This window comes from Nocardioides phosphati (genome assembly GCF_014646375.1).
GTDB classification, from domain to species: domain Bacteria; phylum Actinomycetota; class Actinomycetes; order Propionibacteriales; family Nocardioidaceae; genus Nocardioides; species Nocardioides phosphati.
In genome coordinates, this window is sequence record NZ_BMNI01000001.1 from 557,516 (window position 1) to 573,684 (window position 16,169).

Below are 16,169 nucleotides of genomic sequence, written 5' to 3' on the forward strand. Positions count from 1 at the left end.
GTGACTCCTCAGAGGGGGCTCTCGTTGCAGAACCGGTCGGGGATGCTGGTGGGGCGGCCGGGCATGCCGAGCACGACGGCGGCCGGCCGGGAGTGGTCCTGGCTCGTCGCGGGGACCGTCCGGTCGCCCGCGAGGGCGTGCTCGCTGTTGCCCTTCACGCACTCGGGGTCGGGGCCGTCGAGCGGCAGGCCGGTGAAGAACTTCGCCGCCATGCAGCCGCCCCGGCAGGCGTCGAACGCCGAGCAGGAGGTGCAGGCGCCCCCGGTCTGGGGCGAGCGGAGCTCGGTGAAGAGCGCCGACTCCTGCCACACCTTCTGGAAGCCGCCCTCGTCGAGCAGGTTGCCCGCGAGGAAGGTGTCGTGGATGGCGAACGGGCAGGCGTAGACGTCGCCGACCGGGTCGATCAGGCAGACCACCCGGCCGGCACCGCAGAGGTTGAGCCCGGGCAGCGCGTCGCCGAAGGCGGCCAGGTGGAAGAACGAGTCGCCGGTGAGGACGCGCTCACCCTTCGCCACGAGCCAGTCGTAGAGGAACCGCTGGTCCTCCGCGGTCGGGTGCAGCTCGTCCCACACGTCGGCGCCACGGCCGCTGGGACGCAGGCGGGTGATGCGCAGCGTCGCGCCGTACCGGTCGGCGAGCTCCTGGAACTCGTCGAGCTGGCGGACGTTCTCACGCGTCACGACGACGGAGATCTTGGAGTCCTGGAAGCCCGCGTCGGCGAGGTTCTGCAGCGCCTTGATCGCCATGTCGAACGACCCGCGACCGCGGACCGCGTCGTTGACCTCGGCCGTCGCACCGTCGAGCGAGATCTGGACGTCGACGTAGTCGCTGGCGGCCAGCCACTGGGCGCGCTCGGGCGTGATCCGGACGCCGTTGGTGGAGAACTTCACGCCGACCTGGTGGTCGACGGCGTACTCGACGAGCTCCCAGAAGTCCGGCCGGACGGTGGGCTCGCCGCCGCCGATGTTCACGTAGAAGACCTGCATGCGCTGCAGCTCGTCGATGACTGCCTTGGCCTGCTCGGTGCTCAGCTCGCGCGGGTCGCGGCGGCCCGAGGAGGACAGGCAGTGGACGCAGGCCAGGTTGCAGGCGTAGGTCAGCTCCCAGGTCAGGCAGATCGGGGCGTCGAGACCGAGCTCGAACTGGTCGACGAGGCGGGGGACGGCGGGGCGTGCGGGGGTGAGTGTCATGACGCGATGGCCTCCTGACGCGGAGTGATGGTGCCGGCGCTGGCGAGGGTGCGCAGTGCCGCCAGGTAGCGGGGGTGGTCGGCCTCGGCGATGCCCGCCACCTGCAGGGCGGCGAGGGCCGAGGCCGACCGGTTGAGCGCCTCCACGACCCGGACGAGCGCCAGGTCCTTGAGGAAGGAGAGCCGGCGTGAGCCGAAGTCGTAGACCAGGGCCCCGAAGGGCTCGGGACGCAGGACGACGGACGGGGTACGCCGCCAGGCGGCGTGCGGGTCGAAGGAGGTCATGGCGTCCGCCTGCTCAGTAGACGCCGCACATGCCGTCGATGGAGACCTCCTCGACGAGGAGCTCCTCCTCGACGAGCTCGGCCTCGGCGGCGCGGGTGATGTGGTTCGACATTGCTGTCTCCCTTCGATCGGGTGGATGGGCAAAAACGACGCTAGGGAGCGGCGTCGCCGCTCCGCGCCGTCCGTCAGAGCACATCGACCTGCCCGGTCGGAGAGGTTCGACGGGCCTCGCCAGGGCCCTCGTCCCGGGCCCTCTCCGGACGGGCAGGTGAGGTCCGGACCGTCCGGCCAGCAGCGCCTCCTCGCGCCGGATGGTTTGCGTTTCCCGTCCTCACACCCGGGGTGTGAGCCGCCTTACGTTCGCCGGTGTCACCCCGTCCCAACAGGAGGTTTTCCCATGCAGGTTGACGAACTGCTCAAGCCCTTCCCGATCAAGGAGTTCCACCCGTTCCCGCGGGCACTCATGGGTCCGGGCGCTCACGAGCTCATCGGACCCGAGGCCATCAAGCTGGGCTTCCAGCGCCCGCTGGTCATGACGTCGGGCCTGCGTGGCACGAACGTCGTCCAGAAGATCGTGGACTCGCTGAAGTACCACGGCCTCGAGGCCGTCGTGTACGACAAGGTCGAGTCGAACCCCAAGGACTACAACGTCATGGACGCGGTGGCCCTCTACCAGGAGAACAAGTGCGACTCGTTCATCTCCATCGGCGGCGGCTCCTCGCACGACGCCTGCAAGGGTGCCCGCATCTCTGTCGCCCACGACGGCCGCAACGTCAATGACTTCGAGGGCTTCAACAAGTCCGAGAACCCGAAGAACCCGCCGCACATCGCCGTCTCCACCACGGCCGGCACGGGCTCGGAGACGTCGTGGGCCTACGTCATCACCGACACCACGACGGACCCCGACAACCCGCACAAGTACGTCGCCTTCGACGACGCCTCGGTGGCCACCCTCGCCATCGACGACCCGGTGCTCTACTTCGACTGCCCCGTCGACTACACCGCGCAGTGCGGCTTCGACGTCCTCGCGCACGCGTCCGAGCCGTACGTCTCGCGACTCAACTTCGAGCCGTCGCTCGGCAACGCGATCCGCGCCATCAAGCTGACCGCGGAGAACCTGCGCGAGGCGGTCTGGAACGGCCAGGACCTCAAGGGCCGCGAGGGCATGATGTACGCGCAGTACATCGCCGCCCAGGCGTTCAACTCCGGTGGCCTCGGGATCATCCACTCGATCTCCCACGCGGTGTCGGCGTTCTACGACACCCACCACGGCCTCAACAACGCCATCGCGCTCCCGCGCGTGTGGGCGTTCAACATGCCGGCCCAGTACGGCCGCTTCGCCGACATCGCCGAGGCGATGGGCGTCGACACCCGCGGCATGACCAAGGTCCAGGCGGCCGACGCCGCGCTGGCCGCGGCGATCCGGCTGCTGCGCGACGTCGGCATCCCGGAGAACTTCGTCTCCGTCACCCAGGACTCCTACTCCAAGAACCGCCTGGGCACGGGCCCCACGAAGTACTACGAGAACGCCAAGGTCATCGCCGGCGACGCCGCCGACGTCGACCGCATCACCCACCACGTCCTCGGCGACGCCTGCACCCCGGGCAACGCCAAGGAGTGCACGTTCGAGACGGTCCGCCCCGTCGTCGAGCACTGCATGACCGGCGACCTGGACGACCTCCTGTCCTGACGCCCTCCCCGACTCGGTCCGGCCCGGAGGCCAGCGATGCCCCGGGCCGGGCCGACTCCACCCCTCTTCTGAAGGAGCCAACCGTGACTGCCGAGCCCACCACCCCCACGGGCCACACCGGGTTCGCCGGCGTGGCCGACGTCATCGACCAGTTCGGCGTCCACGGCTACCTCGCGGACGAACGGCTGGCCACCACCGTCTTCCTGCAGGCCGCCCTCGAGAAGCCGGTCCTCCTCGAGGGTCCCGCCGGCGTCGGCAAGACCCAGCTGGCCAAGACCCTGGCCGAGGTCACCGGTCGCCGGCTGCTCCGGCTGCAGTGCTACGAGGGCCAGGACGAGACCACCGCCCTCTACGAGTGGGACTACGGCCGCCAGCTCCTCTACACCCAGCTCATGCGCGAGAAGGTCGGCGCACTCGTCGCGGAGGCCCCGGACCTCGCCAGCGCGGTCGACCTGCTCGCCGACCAGGAGAGCGCCTTCTTCTCCGAGCGCTTCCTCGCGGCGCGCCCGCTCCTGGAGGCGATCCGGTCGCCCGAGCCGGTCGTGCTCCTCATCGACGAGATCGACCGGGCCGACGAGGCACTCGAGGCGGTGCTGCTCGAGCTGCTCGCGGAGTACCAGGTCTCCGTGCCCGAGCTGGGGACGTTCGTCGCCGTGCACACGCCGTACGTGATCCTGACGTCGAACAACACCCGCGACCTGTCGGCGGCGCTCAAGCGACGCTGCCTGCACCTGTCGCTCGACTACCCGGACGCCGAGCGGGAGCTGGCGATCATCCGGTCCAAGCAGACCGGTCTCGCCGACGAGCTCGCCCGGCACCTGGTCGAGGTCGTGCGTGGCCTGCGCCAGCTCGACCTCCGCAAGGCACCGAGCATCTCCGAGACGGTGGACTGGGCCCGCACGCTCGCCGTGCTCGGGACCAAGGAGCTCACCGCGGAGGCGCTGGCCGCCACTGCCCACGTCGTGGTGAAGTACGACCGCGACCTGCGCCGAACCCTCGAGGCGCTGCCGCGCCTGGTCGACCCGAACGCCGAGGTGCCCGACCACCTGCACGGCCACGGGCATGGTCACGGGCACGGCCACGACCATGGGGCCCACGACCACGGTCCCGGCACGCACACCCACGACGCCGGTCCCGACGGGGCCGCGGAGCGGCTGGCCAAGGACAAGCCGGGGCGCCACGACGAGGCCTACTACGGCACCGGCAACCTGGCGCCGGCCCGCGCCGTTCCCTCCGGGCAGGGCGCGCGGTCGTTCGCCGCGCGGCGCCCCTTCTGAGACCGGGCAGGCACCGCCATGGATGACGCGCTGCACCGGTTCGTGCGGCTGCTGCGCCTGCACGGGATCCGCATCGGGATCTCCGAGGTCGTGGATGCCTCGCGGGCCGCGGCCGCGCCCGGTGTGCTCCAGCGGCGCGAGGTGCTGCGGAGCGCGCTCCGGGTCTGCCTGGTCAAGGACCGCCGCGACGAGGCGACGTTCGACCGGGTCTTCGACCGCTTCTTCGGCCTCCGCGCCGTGGTGCCGGCCGACGACGGGCACGGTCACGCGCACGCGCACGACGACCTCGAGGACGGGGGAGAGCTCGAGCGGTTCGTGCTCGGCGAGGAGCCTGCGGACACGCCGAGCCAGGGCCACAGCCACGGCAAGCCGCAGGACATCCGCGACTTCTTCGACGCCGAGGACCTGGCCCAGCAGTACAACCTCCACCAGGAGGCCAACAAGCTCGACATGGCCTCGATGACCGACGAGGTGGTGCTCTCGACGGATGCTCCGGGGGACAGGGAGCAGGCTGCACGCGTCCAGCTGGACGTGTCGCGGCTGCACAACCCGGGGACCCCCGGCCGCCTCATGGACCGCACGAGCACCCGTCTCGACGTGGAGCTCGGCGTCGCCGAGGAGATGGCGCTCCTGGCCTGGCTGGACGACCTGGAGGGGAGCGAGGCAGCCACGCTGACCCGCGACGACGTCCTGGCCCTCCGCTCCGCACTCGCCGGGCTGCTCGACGACCTGCCCGCCGCCTTGCGCTCGCACCTCGAGGCGCTGATGGCCACCGACGCCAACATCGAGTCGCGCGAGGTCGAGGCCCGCGCCCTCGACCAGATCGCGGAGGCCGAGCGGGCCGACCTCGAGGACGCCCTGCGCCGGCTGGTCCGCAGCATGCACGGTGCGCCGCGGGCCCGGCGCAAGGTCGCCGCCCGCGGCAGCGTGGACGGGTCGCGCACGATGCGCCGCAACCTTCGCAACGACGGCGTGCCGTTCCGGCCGGTCACCGTCGCGAAGGTCGCCGACCGCCCTCGCCTCCTCGTCCTCGCCGACGTGTCGCTCTCCGTCCGCGCTGCCGCGCGCTTCACGCTCCAGCTCGTGCACGGCCTGCAGGGGATGGTCGGGCAGGTGAGGACCTTCGCCTTTGTGGCGGAGCTCGCCGAGGTCACCGACCTCTTCAACGAGCACCCGATGGAGGAGGCCCTCTCCCTCACGGTGTCGGGGCTCCCGGCCGGCGGCGTGCTCGACGTGGACGCGGACTCCGACTACGGCGCGGCCTTCGCCGACTTCCTGGAGGAGTACGGCGGCGGCATCAACCGGCGTACGACGGTCGTGGTGCTGGGTGACGGCCGGAGCAACGGCAACGACCCGGGCCTGGCGGCGTTCGAGGAGATCACCCGGCGGGCGCGCGAGACGATCTGGATCACCCCGGAGCCGCAGTGGTCGTGGGGGCTCGGACGCTGCGACCTGCCCGCGTACGCCGCGCACTGCGACCGCGTGCACGTCGTCCGCGACCTGGCCGGGCTCGACCGCGTGACCGAGCACCTGTCGGCGGGGGAGCGATGAGCGCCGTCCTGTCGCCGATCGATCCCTTCGCCGCCGTCCGCCCGGGCCGGTACCGGGACGCGCTCGTGGACGTCGTGCAGGGTCCCGCGGCGCCGACGGGTGCCCTGCGGACGCCGTCGTTCGCCGTCTGGACCGACCGCGAGCACGTCCACCTCTCCCACCGGCTCGCGGCCGGTGAGATCGACAACGACCTCGCCGGCCGGGTGGCGGCGGAGCTCTTCGCGCCGGGCTGGCTGTCGGGCAGCGAGCTCTTCGAGCGCCTCGTCACCGGCATCGTGGTCAGCTCCGCGGACGAGCCGCTGGCGGCGTGGGAGAACTTCTACCGCAACACCCTGACGCGGCTCGAGGAGCTCGCCTGGCCGGGGAACGGGCCGTCGGCAGCGCCCGAGGCCGGTCCTGACGCCGGCCATGTCGAGGGCTCCCTCGCGGAGTACGCACCGGTCTACGCCCACGCGCGCTCGCTGGTCTCGACGCACAGCGTGCTCGAGCTGGGCAGCTGCTTCGGCTTCTTCAGCCTCCTGCTCGCCGGGGGGCACGCGGTGACCGCCTCGGACGTCACGGCCAACACGGTCCGGCTGCTCGCCCGGGTCGCGCCCGGCCTGGGGCTGGCCCTCGACGCGCTGATCTGCGACGCCGCGCGGGTACCGCGGCCCGACCGCACCTACGGGACGGTCGTCGCCCTGCACCTGCTGGAGCACCTCGCCGAGGAGCACGGCCGCGCGGTGGTCGCCGAGGCGCAGCGCCTCGCCGAGCACCGGGTCGTCGTGGCGGTGCCGTTCGAGGACGAGCCGACCGCGGCGTACGGGCACGTCCGGACGTTCGACCTGGACCGGCTGGCCGAGCTGGGCCGGGCCAGCGGCTGGGAGTGGTCCGTGCACGAGCACCACGGTGGCTGGCTGGTGCTCGACCGGCCCTGACCTGCCGGCCGCGCCGGGGCGGGCCTCAGATGAAGCCTTCCTTGCTCGCCACGTAGACGGCCTCGGTCCGGCGGGAGACCTGGAGCTTGCGCATGATGTTGCAGACGTGGAACTTCGCCGTCGTCTCGGAGATGAAGAGCTGCGCGCCGATCGCCCGGTTGGACATGCCGCGGGCCAGCAGCCGCAGGACGTCGTGCTCGCGCTCGGTGAGCTTGCGGTTCTCGGCCGAGGACTCGGCGTTGATGCCCCGCACCATGGCGGCCGCACTACGGGGGTCGAAGGCGCTCTCGCCACGACTGACCGAGCGGATGGCGCGGACCAGCTCCGAGGTGTCGACCTCCTTGACGACGTAGCCGCTGGCGCCCTGGTGGATCGCCTCCAGGACCAGCTGGTCGTCGATGACGGTGGTGAGGACCAGGACCGCCACCTCCGGGTGGTGCTGGTGGAGGCGGGCGCAGACGTCGATGCCCTCGTTCTCCACCGAGGGCGAGAGCCGGAGGTCGAGCAGCACGACCTGCGGACGGGTGGCGGCGACGACGGCGAGGGCCTGGGCGGCGCTGCCCGCCTCGCCGACGACCTGGAGGTCTGCCTCGCGTTCGAGGACGGAGCGCAGGCCCTGCCGCACGATGGCGTGGTCGTCGACCAGCACGATCCCGATCGGCGCGGTGAGGTCGGTGGGGAAAGCGATGTCGCTCGAGGAGGTGATGGTCACGGGAGGCCGCCTGACGGGGAGTGGTGGTCGGGGAGGGAGGAGACGAGCGGGATCCGGGACTCGATGCAGACGCCGCCCGCACGGGCGCGCCGGATCGTGAAGGTGCCGCCGAGGGCTTCGGCGCGCAGCGCCATGCTGACCAGCCCGCGGTGCCGGCCGTCGGCCGTGCCACGGCGGGCGAGCCGGACCGTACGCCGCATCGCAGTGGGGTCCCCGTCGCCGTCGTCGCTGACCCGCAGCACGACGACGTCGGACGTGTAGCGGAGCAGCACCTGGGCACGCGTGGCGCCCGAGTGCATCGCGACGTTGAAGAGCGCCTCGCCCGCCGTGCGCGCGAGTGCGTGCTCGGTCGCCGTCCCGAGGGGGACAGGTGTGCCCTCCACCCGGAGCCGTACGGCGAGGTGGGGCCGGTGCTGCGCGGCGACCTCGCTGACCAGCTCGGGGAGGCTGGCCACGTCGTCGGCGGTGCGCGCGTGGTGGAGCGCGTAGATCACCGACCGGAGCTGCTCGGTGGCCTTCACCATGAGCCCGCGCACGTTGTCGAGCTCGGTGGAGAGGTGGTCCTGCCGCTCGCGGTCGACCTGGTCCCGGAGCACCTCGAGGACCAGCCCGGCGCTCAGCACCGTCTGGGCCACGCTGTCGTGCAGCTCGAGCGCGATGCGGCGGCGTTCGTTCTCCACGAGCTCGCGCTGGTCGGCCACGCGGAGCCGCTGCTCGGCGGTGCGCAGCTCCTCGGTCCGGACCGCGAGCGTGCGCGTCTGCGCCGACACCTCGTCGTACAGGCGCTGCGCGCGGGTCTGCTCCGCGAGGCCGTTGCGGTACAGGTCCGCGGTGTGGAGGGCGACCGCCGCGAGGTTGGCCAGGATGTGCAGCACCGACAGGTCGGCCGGCTCGGTGTCCAGGTCGGGGTCGGGGCACGCCGCGACGAGGCCGACGGGCTCGCCCTCGAGCTCCATCTGGACCCACACCAGGCCGTCGGCGCCGAGGCGTGGCGGACGGAGCCGGTCGTGGGCCGCCTCCAGCCAGGCCGCGCCCGCGCCCTCCGGGAGGTCGGCCACGGAGTCGAGGATCCGGCCCGTCGCGTCGATGGCGAGGAACCGCGGCCGGGTGCCGGGGAGGGCCGAGCCGGCCAGCGCGAGGAGGACCCAGGTCGCCTGCAGGTGGTGCTGCGCGACGCTGATGATCTTCTCGAGGAGCAGGCGCGGACCTTCGACGGGATGGACGAGCGCGCCGGAGATCGAGTCCATCGCTGCGACCGCTCGGGCCAGGCGCTCGTTGGACCGCTGGAACTCCGAGTAGTAGGTGCGCTTGCCCGACCGCACGCCGGTGAGCGCAGCGAGGTCCGGCGCGAGCGCCGGCGGGGGTTCCTGCAGCTGCTCCACGGTCAGAGCGATTCGTGGAAGATCGACGCGATGTCGTCGATGTCGGCCGGGCGCGGATTGGTGGCGAGGCAGGCGTCCTCGATCGCGGTCGCCGACATGCGTACGACGTCCGCCGAGGTCACCCCGAGGCTGCCGAGCCGGCGCGGGGCGCCCACGGAGGCGGCGAGGTCCTGGACGAAGTCGGCCAGCATCTCGGCCGCCACGCCGTCGGGGACGCCGTCGACCGGGAGGCCCATGGCGTGGGCGAGGGCGGCGAACCGCTCCGGGACCACGGTCGCGTTGAACCGGATGACGTGGGGGAGGAGCACGCCGTTGATCACGCCGTGCGGCAGGTCGAGCAGGCCGCCGACCTGGTGGCTCATCGCGTGGGTCGCGCCGAGGATGGAGTTGGAGAACGCGAGCCCCGCCTCGAGGCTGGCCTGCGCCATCCAGAGGCGCGCCTTCTCGTCGCCCGGCGACTCGACGTTGCGACGCAGCGCATTGGCGACGAGTCGCGCGGCGGAGAGCGCGTGGCCGTCCGCGAGCGGGTTGTGGCCGAGGGAGACGAAGGCCTCGACGGCATGCGTGAGGGCGTCGAGCCCGGTCGCTGCTGCGAGGTCGTGGGGCATCGTGGTGAGCAGCCGCGGGTCGGTCAGCGAGATGTCGGGCACGATCGAGCGGCCCATGATCGTCATCTTCACCGACTTGGCGGTGTCGGTGACGATGCAGAACTGCGACACGTCCGATCCCGTGCCCGCGGTCGACGGGATCATCAGCAGCGGCGGGATCGGCTTCTGCACCCGGTCGACGCCGGCGTAGTCGTGGATCGAGCCGCCGTTGCCGCTCAGGATCGCGATGCCCTTGGCGGCGTCGAGGACGGACCCGCCACCGATGCCGATGATGACGTCGGCGCCACTCTCGACGTACCGCTCGTGGCCCGCCGCGATCTCGTGGTCCTTGGTGTTCGGTGTGACGCCGGTCCAGACCTGGGGCGACAGGCCGACCTCGCGCAGGTGGTGCAGCAGCTCGGCGACCCAGCCGGCCTCGATCAGGCCGGCGTCGGTGACCACGAAGGGACGGCGCGCACCGAGCCGTCCGGCGCAGAACCCGGCCTCGGCGAGCGAGTCCAGGCCGAAGACCATCTCGGGGATCTGGAACTTCAGCAACCGATCCGTGGAGCGCGGGGGCGGCAGGGCCGCCGTCAACATCGACATCGACTTCTCCTGCGGAGCGTGTCCGGGTGGGGGTCGGGATCCGGCGAACGTAGGCCCGTCGACGTTGCAACGCGGTTGCAACCCCGGGGGCCGCGGACGGGGTCTTCCTGTCCGTCCGGAGAGGTCGCCAGGACCGTCCTCCGGCGGCAACGTGGCTGCAACGTGGCGGTTCCTAGCGTGTGTGAAGGGCGTCACAGCCGACGTCCCCTTTCACCTTCGCAGGAGCCAGAAATGACCGTCTACGCAGCCCCCGGCACGCCGGACTCGCTCGTCTCCGTCCAGCCCCGCTACGGCCACTTCATCGGTGGCGAGTGGGTCGACCCGATCAAGGGTCAGTACTTCGAGAACATCTCGCCGGTCAACGGCAAGCCCTTCACCGAGGTCGCGCGTGGCACGGCCGAGGACGTCGAGGCGGCGCTCGACGCCGCCCACGCGGCGAAGGCTGCCTGGGGCCGGACCACCGGAGCCGAGCGCGCCGTACTGCTCAACAAGATCGCGGACCGGATCGAGGAGCACCTCACCGAGCTCGCCGTCGCCGAGACCTGGGACAACGGCAAGCCGGTGCGCGAGACGCTCGCCGCCGACCTGCCGCTGGCCGTCGACCACTTCCGCTACTTCGCCGCCACGATCCGCGCGCAGGAGGGCTCCAGCAGCGAGCTCGACGGCACCACCGTGGCCTACCACTTCCACGAGCCCCTCGGCGTGGTCGGGCAGATCATCCCGTGGAACTTCCCGATCCTCATGGCGGTCTGGAAGCTCGCCCCGGCGCTCGCCGCCGGCAACTGCGTCGTGCTCAAGCCGGCCGAGCAGACGCCGTGGTCGATCCTCAAGCTCGTCGAGGTCATCGCCGACCTGCTGCCGGCCGGCGTGCTCAACGTCGTCAACGGCTTCGGCGTCGAGGCGGGTGCTCCGCTCGCCTCCAGCAGCCGGATCGCCAAGGTCGCCTTCACCGGCGAGACCACCACCGGCCGCCTGATCATGCAGTACGCCAGCCAGAACCTGATCCCGGTCACGCTCGAGCTCGGCGGCAAGAGCCCCAACATCTTCTTCGACTCGGTCGCTGCCGAGAAGGACGCCTTCTACGACAAGGCGCAGGAGGGCTTCGCGCTCTTCGCCCTCAACCAGGGCGAGGTCTGCACCTGCCCGTCGCGCGCGCTGATCCAGGACTCCATCTACGACGAGTTCCTCGCCGACGCGGTGGTCCGGGTCGAGAAGATCATCCAGGGCAACCCGCTCGACGACGCCACGATGATCGGCGCCCAGGCGTCGCAGGACCAGCTCGAGAAGATCCTGTCCTACATCGAGATCGGCAAGGCCGAGGGCGCCAAGGTGCTCACCGGCGGCGAGCGCAACATCCTCGAGGGCGACCTCGCCGGCGGCTACTACGTGAAGCCGACGATCTTCGAGGGCCACAACAAGATGCGGATCTTCCAGGAGGAGATCTTCGGTCCCGTCGTCTCGGTCGCCCGCTTCGCCGACGAGACGGAGGCGCTCGAGACCGCCAACGACACTCTCTACGGCCTCGGTGCCGGTGTCTGGTCCCGCGAGGGTGCCCAGGCCTACCGCGCCGGCCGCGAGATCCAGGCCGGTCGCGTCTGGACCAACTGCTACCACCTCTACCCGGCGGGTGCGGCGTTCGGTGGCTACAAGCAGTCCGGCATCGGTCGCGAGAACCACAAGATGATGCTCGACCACTACCAGCAGACGAAGAACCTGCTCGTGTCCTACTCGCCCGACGCGCTCGGCTTCTTCTGACAGGCGGCGACCCGGTGACCACTCACCCTGACGTACGCCGGGTCGACGTGACCGGTGAGGCGGCGGAGCTCCTCCGCCGCCTCACCGTGGACCACGGCCCGCTCATGCTCCACCAGTCCGGCGGCTGCTGCGACGGCTCCGCCCCGATGTGCTACCCGCAGGGCCAGTTCCTCACGGGAGCCTCCGACATCCACCTGGGCGACCTCGACATCGGCCTCGACCGACCGGTCCCCGTGTGGATGGGCAAGGCCCAGTTCGCCTACTGGGAGCACACCCACCTGACCATCGACGTCGTCCCCGGCCGCGGCGCGGGCTTCTCGCTCGAGTCGCCGCACGGCGTCCGGTTCCTGACCCGTTCGCGGGTCTTCACCGACGAGGAGCACGCCGCTCTCGCGGCCGTCACCGACGGCGCGGGCAACCTCGTCTGACCGCGTCCTGCCGTCCTCCCACGACAAGGAGACCCTGATGGGCACCGCGTCCGCCCACCCGAGCAGCCCCCGCCTCACCGGTTGGTTCGTGACCGCCCGGCACCGCCAGACCGGCCCGCACGGCGAGCCGCGACCCTGGGGCGCCGTACACGTCAAGCGGATCGGCGAGCCGATGACCGCCTGCGGCGTCGTGACCCTGGGGTGGCAGGTCTTCTGGAGGGTGCCGGCCGCCAGCGTGCTCGCCGAGCTCTGTGTGGACTGCCGGGAGGGTGCGCTCGCGGACGCGCAGGAGGGCCTCAGCCGCTGCGACGCGTGCTGAGGCACTGTGCCCTCACTGCGGCGGGCCCGGACGGGGTCGGGGGACCTCTGGGGTGGTCGGGCACGGGCCACTGGGGTGGGACCCCAGTTCAAAAGTGACTAGTACCAATAAGGCCCCTTGGCCTCGCGTGCTGCATTGGACTGGGTGTTGTCTCAAGGACATCTCGGGGTCCACGTCCCTCCCCTCCAAAGGACCCACCGTCATGGCACTCTCCCTCGACTCCCGTCGGCGCACCAGCAACGACGACGGCTTCACCCTCATCGAGCTCCTCATCGTCATCGTGATCCTCGGCATCCTCGCCGCGATCGTCGTCTTCTCCGTCAAGGGCATCACCGACAAGGGTGAGAAGGCCGCGTGCAAGTCCGACGTCGAGACGCTCAGCGTTGCCGAGGAGGCTTACTACGCTGGCAACGGAACGTCGATTCCCGGTGGCTCGTACACCGACGCTGCCGGCCTCAAGGCCGCCGGCCTGATCCGCAGCATCCCGTCGTCGTCGAAGTACACGATCACCGTCGACTCGACGACCGGCGCCGTCACCGGCTCGATCTGCTGATCCCTCGCGATCACGAGGAGGGCCGTCGTCGTACGGCGGCCCTCCCGCACCGCTCCTCTCCTCCCACTCCCACCGCGAGGGCACGCATGCACAGCCACCTGACTTCCGTCGGCGCCACCGTCGACCACCTGCTCGACGAGCTCTGGCAGGCCAAGGGCACGGACCTGCACCTGACCGTCGGCCTGCCACCGATGCTCCGCGTCGACGGGCGACTGGCGCCGATCCCGGGTGCCCGCGTGCTCACCGCGGCGGACACCGACGCCCTCCTCGACGAGGTGCTCTCGACTGAGCAGCGCAACGCGTGGGAGGAGAAGCACGAGTACGACTTCTCGTTCTCGTGGCGGGACCAGGCCCGGATCCGCGGCAACGCCTTCACCCAGCGCGGCCTGACCGCGGTGGCGCTGCGCATGATCCCGCGGGAGATCCCGTCGCCGGACGACCTGGGGATCCCGGAGATCGTTCGCGACCTCGCGCTGCGCCACCAGGGCCTGATCCTCGTCACCGGGCCGACGGGCTCGGGCAAGTCGACCACGCTCGCGTCGCTGATCGACCTGATCAACTCGCAGCGCGGCGCGCACATCATCACCATCGAGGACCCGATCGAGTACGTCCACGACCACAAGCTGTCGGCCGTCAACCAGCGCGAGGTCGGCACGGACACCGACGACTTCCACGACGCACTCCGCAGCGTGCTGCGCGAGGACCCCGACGTCCTGCTGGTCGGCGAGATGCGCGACCTCGAGTCGATCCAGTTCGCCCTCACCGCTGCCGAGACCGGCCACCTGGTCTTCGCGACGCTGCACACCAACGACACCGCCCAGTCGCTCGGGCGCATGATCGACGTCTTCCCTGCCGAGCAGCAGGCCCAGATCCGGGTCCAGCTCGCCGCCGCCCTCAGCTGCGTCGTCTACCAGCGGCTCATCCCGCGGGTCAGCGGCGGCATGGTCGCGGCGTACGAGGTGCTGACCGCGACATCGGCCGTGCGCAACCTGATCAAGGAGGGCAAGACGCACCAGCTGCGCAACTCCCTCCTCACGGGCACCCGCGACGGCATGAGCACGCTCGAGCAGTCGCTCTCGCTCCTCGTCCAGGAGGGCGTGGTCTCCGAGGAGGAGGCCCGCGCCCGCAGCATCCACCCGCACGACGTCATCTCGCGACCGCGCGTGTCCGCAGTCGGGTCGTGAGCCATGAGGTTCAAGGGCCGCCCCCAGCCTGTCGCACCTCCGGCACCCTCCACTGACGCGTACGACGAGCGGATCGCGCGCCTGCTCGTCTCCGCGGGCCGGATCGAGCCGTACCAGCTCGACGCGCTGCGTGCCGGAGCGCCCGAGAGCGGGCTCGCTGCGGAGCTGATGCGTGAGGGAGTCGTGACCGACGACGTGCTCACCCGTCTGGTCGCGGAGAACTTCGGCTGCGAGGTCGTGGACTTCCGTGACGACCCGCAGCCGGAGGCGGTCGCCCTGCTGACGCGCGAGCGGGCGCAGGAGCTCGCGGCGGTCCCGATCGCGCTCACCGACGACGAGGTGACGGTCGCGCTGCTCGACCCGTCGCCGGAGCACGTGGCGCTGGTCGCCGAGGCGGTCGGGCGGCCCGTGCGGCCCGTCGTCGCGACGTACCGGTCGTTCTTCCGGGCGCTCGAGACGGAGTACAAGGCGACGCGTGAGGTCGGCACGCACGTGCGCGCCTTCGAGGCCCGCGACAACCTGCGTCGCGAGGCGAGCGTCTTCGAGTCCGCGCAGGCCAATGAGGACGCCCCCGTCGTCCAGGTCGTGCAGAAGGTGATCACGCAGGGCCTGCGCGACCGCGCGTCCGACATCCACATCGAGCCGTCAGGGGAGCGGGTCCGCGTCCGCTTCCGCATCGACGGCGCACTGAACGACATCCTCGACCTGCCCGGCTCCATCGGCCCCGCGCTGGTGAGCCGGATCAAGATCCTCGGTGGCATGAACATCGTCGAGCGCCGCCGTCCCCAGGACGGCCAGATCTCGATGAGCGTCGAGGGCCGCGAGGTCGACATCCGGGTGTCGACGACGTCGGTCATCGGCGGCGAGAAGGTCGTCATGCGACTGCTCGACAAGAGCCGGCCGCTCTTCCAGCTCGCCCAGCTCGGCATGCCGCTCGACACCGCTGACCGCTTCCGCAGCCTCGTGCACCAGCCGTACGGGATGATCGTCTGCGCCGGACCCACCGGCGGCGGCAAGACCACCACGCTCTACGCGTCGCTGGGGGAGCTGGACACCCCCGAGCGCAACATCATGACGATCGAGGACCCCGTCGAGTACACCTTCGACTCGATCAACCAGATCCAGATCAACGAGCAGGCCGGCATCACCTTCTCGGGCGGCCTCAAGTCGATCCTGCGCCAGGACCCGGACGTCATCCTCGTCGGGGAGATCCGTGACGTCGACACCGCGCGCATCGCCGTACAGTCCGCGCTCACGGGCCACATGGTGCTGTCGTCGGTCCACGCCACCGAGGCGGTCTCGGCGCTGTACCGGCTGCTCGACATGGGCATCGAGGCCTTCCTGGTCGCCTCGTCCGTCAGTGCCGTCATGGCACAGCGCCTCGTACGCCGCAGCTGCACGTCGTGCCTCGAGCCCTACGACCCGACCATCGAGGAGCTTGGCTTCCTGCACAGCTTCGGGGGAGAGGAGCCGGTGGGTGGCTTCACCCATGGTGTGGGGTGCCACTTCTGTGCCCACACCGGCTACCTCGAGCGGATCGGCGTCTACGAGCTGCTCACCGTCACCGACGAGGTCCGTGAGCTGATCGTCGACCGGGTGCCGCAGGACGACATGAGAAAGCTCGCCCGGAGCCAGGGGATGCGGACGCTGCAGGAGCAGGGCGCCCGCCTCGTCGCCGAGGGCATCACCACCCCCGCAGAGGTCATGCGGTCCATCTACGTCGCAGGAGTCTGA

General features: G+C 71.0%; 16 protein-coding genes. 10 read left to right on the top strand and 6 right to left on the bottom strand.

Annotated elements, in window-relative coordinates:
• Nucleotides 1–8: 8 nt before the first annotated feature.
• The 3 genes from mftC to mftA are packed head-to-tail and all read right to left on the bottom strand — an operon-like array spanning nt 9 to nt 1,586.
• On the bottom strand, nt 9–1,190 hold the full coding sequence (gene mftC / locus IEX47_RS02820; protein WP_188782447.1) for a mycofactocin radical SAM maturase: 1,182 nt from the start codon (nt 1,188–1,190) through the stop codon (nt 9–11).
• Entirely contained in the window at nt 1,187–1,474 is a 288-nt protein-coding gene (gene mftB, locus IEX47_RS02825) for a mycofactocin biosynthesis chaperone MftB (protein ID WP_188782448.1), read from the bottom strand. Before mftB ends, mftC begins: the two co-directional genes overlap by 4 nt.
• A 13-nt stretch (nt 1,475–1,487) precedes the next feature.
• The gene (gene mftA / locus IEX47_RS02830; protein ID WP_188782449.1) at nt 1,488–1,586 is read right to left on the bottom strand and encodes a mycofactocin precursor MftA; all 99 of its coding nucleotides are present in this window, start codon (nt 1,584–1,586) and stop codon (nt 1,488–1,490) included.
• Nucleotides 1,587–1,871: 285 nt separating this feature from the next.
• On the opposite strand from mftA, the gene mdo reads away from it, so the two are divergent.
• From mdo to mftM, 4 genes are all read left to right on the top strand, one after another.
• Nucleotides 1,872–3,164, top strand: coding sequence for an NDMA-dependent methanol dehydrogenase (mdo, locus tag IEX47_RS02835; protein ID WP_188782450.1), 1,293 nt, complete (start codon nt 1,872–1,874; stop codon nt 3,162–3,164).
• An 83-nt stretch (nt 3,165–3,247) separates the two neighbouring features.
• Nucleotides 3,248–4,441: an AAA family ATPase gene (locus IEX47_RS02840; RefSeq protein ID WP_229662564.1), complete on the top strand. Its 1,194-nt coding sequence runs from the start codon at nt 3,248–3,250 to the stop codon at nt 4,439–4,441.
• Between the two features lie 18 nt (nt 4,442–4,459).
• On the top strand, nt 4,460–5,992 hold the full coding sequence (locus IEX47_RS02845; RefSeq protein ID WP_188782451.1) for a VWA domain-containing protein: 1,533 nt from the start codon (nt 4,460–4,462) through the stop codon (nt 5,990–5,992).
• Entirely contained in the window at nt 5,989–6,909 is a 921-nt protein-coding gene (mftM, locus tag IEX47_RS02850; protein WP_188782452.1) for a mycofactocin oligosaccharide methyltransferase MftM, read from the top strand. Before IEX47_RS02845 ends, mftM begins: the two co-directional genes overlap by 4 nt.
• Nucleotides 6,910–6,934: 25 nt before the next feature.
• Here mftM and IEX47_RS02855 read toward each other — a convergent pair whose 3' ends face one another.
• Genes IEX47_RS02855 through IEX47_RS02865 form a run of 3 tightly spaced genes read right to left on the bottom strand, consistent with a single transcriptional unit; the run spans nt 6,935 to nt 10,196 of the window.
• Nucleotides 6,935–7,621, bottom strand: coding sequence for a MadR family response regulator transcription factor (locus IEX47_RS02855; protein WP_308423239.1), 687 nt, complete (start codon nt 7,619–7,621; stop codon nt 6,935–6,937).
• Entirely contained in the window at nt 7,618–9,003 is a 1,386-nt protein-coding gene (locus IEX47_RS02860; RefSeq protein ID WP_229662565.1) for a sensor histidine kinase, read from the bottom strand. The genes IEX47_RS02855 and IEX47_RS02860 overlap by 4 nt, the downstream gene beginning before the upstream one ends.
• Nucleotides 9,004–9,005: 2 nt before the next feature.
• Nucleotides 9,006–10,196 carry an iron-containing alcohol dehydrogenase gene (locus tag IEX47_RS02865; RefSeq protein WP_188782453.1) on the bottom strand — a complete coding sequence of 397 codons (1,191 nt, stop codon included), beginning with the start codon at nt 10,194–10,196 and terminating at the stop codon, nt 9,006–9,008.
• A gap of 231 nt (nt 10,197–10,427) precedes the next feature.
• Here IEX47_RS02865 and exaC point away from each other — a divergent pair, with 231 nt between their 5' ends.
• The 6 genes from exaC to IEX47_RS02895 all read left to right on the top strand — a co-directional run bounded on the left by exaC (nt 10,428) and on the right by IEX47_RS02895 (nt 16,169).
• Entirely contained in the window at nt 10,428–11,951 is a 1,524-nt protein-coding gene (gene exaC / locus IEX47_RS02870) for an acetaldehyde dehydrogenase ExaC (RefSeq protein WP_188782454.1), read from the top strand.
• Nucleotides 11,952–11,965: 14 nt separating this feature from the next.
• Complete coding sequence (locus IEX47_RS02875) at nt 11,966–12,379, top strand: DUF779 domain-containing protein (RefSeq protein WP_229662566.1); 414 nt, start codon at nt 11,966–11,968, stop codon at nt 12,377–12,379.
• Between the two features lie 37 nt (nt 12,380–12,416).
• A complete protein-coding gene (locus IEX47_RS02880; protein WP_188782455.1) occupies nt 12,417–12,698 on the top strand; it encodes a hypothetical protein in 282 nt (93 codons plus the stop codon).
• A gap of 202 nt (nt 12,699–12,900) precedes the next feature.
• On the top strand, nt 12,901–13,251 hold the full coding sequence (locus tag IEX47_RS02885; protein ID WP_188782456.1) for a type II secretion system protein: 351 nt from the start codon (nt 12,901–12,903) through the stop codon (nt 13,249–13,251).
• Between the two features lie 86 nt (nt 13,252–13,337).
• On the top strand, nt 13,338–14,435 hold the full coding sequence (locus tag IEX47_RS02890; protein ID WP_188782457.1) for a type IV pilus twitching motility protein PilT: 1,098 nt from the start codon (nt 13,338–13,340) through the stop codon (nt 14,433–14,435).
• Nucleotides 14,436–14,438: 3 nt separating this feature from the next.
• Nucleotides 14,439–16,169, top strand: a complete 1,731-nt coding sequence (locus tag IEX47_RS02895) for a GspE/PulE family protein (RefSeq protein WP_188782458.1) — start codon at nt 14,439–14,441, stop codon at nt 16,167–16,169.

Excerpts from the sequence above, each read along its gene's own strand:
- mftC (WP_188782447.1), bottom strand. The coding sequence starts at position 1,190 with ATGACACTCACCCCCGCACGCCCCGCCGTCCCCCGCCTCGTCGACCAG.
- mftB (WP_188782448.1), bottom strand. The coding sequence starts at position 1,474 with ATGACCTCCTTCGACCCGCACGCCGCCTGGCGGCGTACCCCGTCCGTC.
- mftA (WP_188782449.1), bottom strand. The coding sequence starts at position 1,586 with ATGTCGAACCACATCACCCGCGCCGCCGAGGCCGAGCTCGTCGAGGAG.
- mdo (WP_188782450.1), top strand. The coding sequence starts at position 1,872 with ATGCAGGTTGACGAACTGCTCAAGCCCTTCCCGATCAAGGAGTTCCAC.
- IEX47_RS02845 (WP_188782451.1), top strand. The coding sequence starts at position 4,460 with ATGGATGACGCGCTGCACCGGTTCGTGCGGCTGCTGCGCCTGCACGGG.
- mftM (WP_188782452.1), top strand. The coding sequence starts at position 5,989 with ATGAGCGCCGTCCTGTCGCCGATCGATCCCTTCGCCGCCGTCCGCCCG.
- IEX47_RS02865 (WP_188782453.1), bottom strand. The coding sequence starts at position 10,196 with ATGTCGATGTTGACGGCGGCCCTGCCGCCCCCGCGCTCCACGGATCGG.
- exaC (WP_188782454.1), top strand. The coding sequence starts at position 10,428 with ATGACCGTCTACGCAGCCCCCGGCACGCCGGACTCGCTCGTCTCCGTC.
- IEX47_RS02880 (WP_188782455.1), top strand. The coding sequence starts at position 12,417 with ATGGGCACCGCGTCCGCCCACCCGAGCAGCCCCCGCCTCACCGGTTGG.
- IEX47_RS02885 (WP_188782456.1), top strand. The coding sequence starts at position 12,901 with ATGGCACTCTCCCTCGACTCCCGTCGGCGCACCAGCAACGACGACGGC.
- IEX47_RS02890 (WP_188782457.1), top strand. The coding sequence starts at position 13,338 with ATGCACAGCCACCTGACTTCCGTCGGCGCCACCGTCGACCACCTGCTC.
- IEX47_RS02895 (WP_188782458.1), top strand. The coding sequence starts at position 14,439 with ATGAGGTTCAAGGGCCGCCCCCAGCCTGTCGCACCTCCGGCACCCTCC.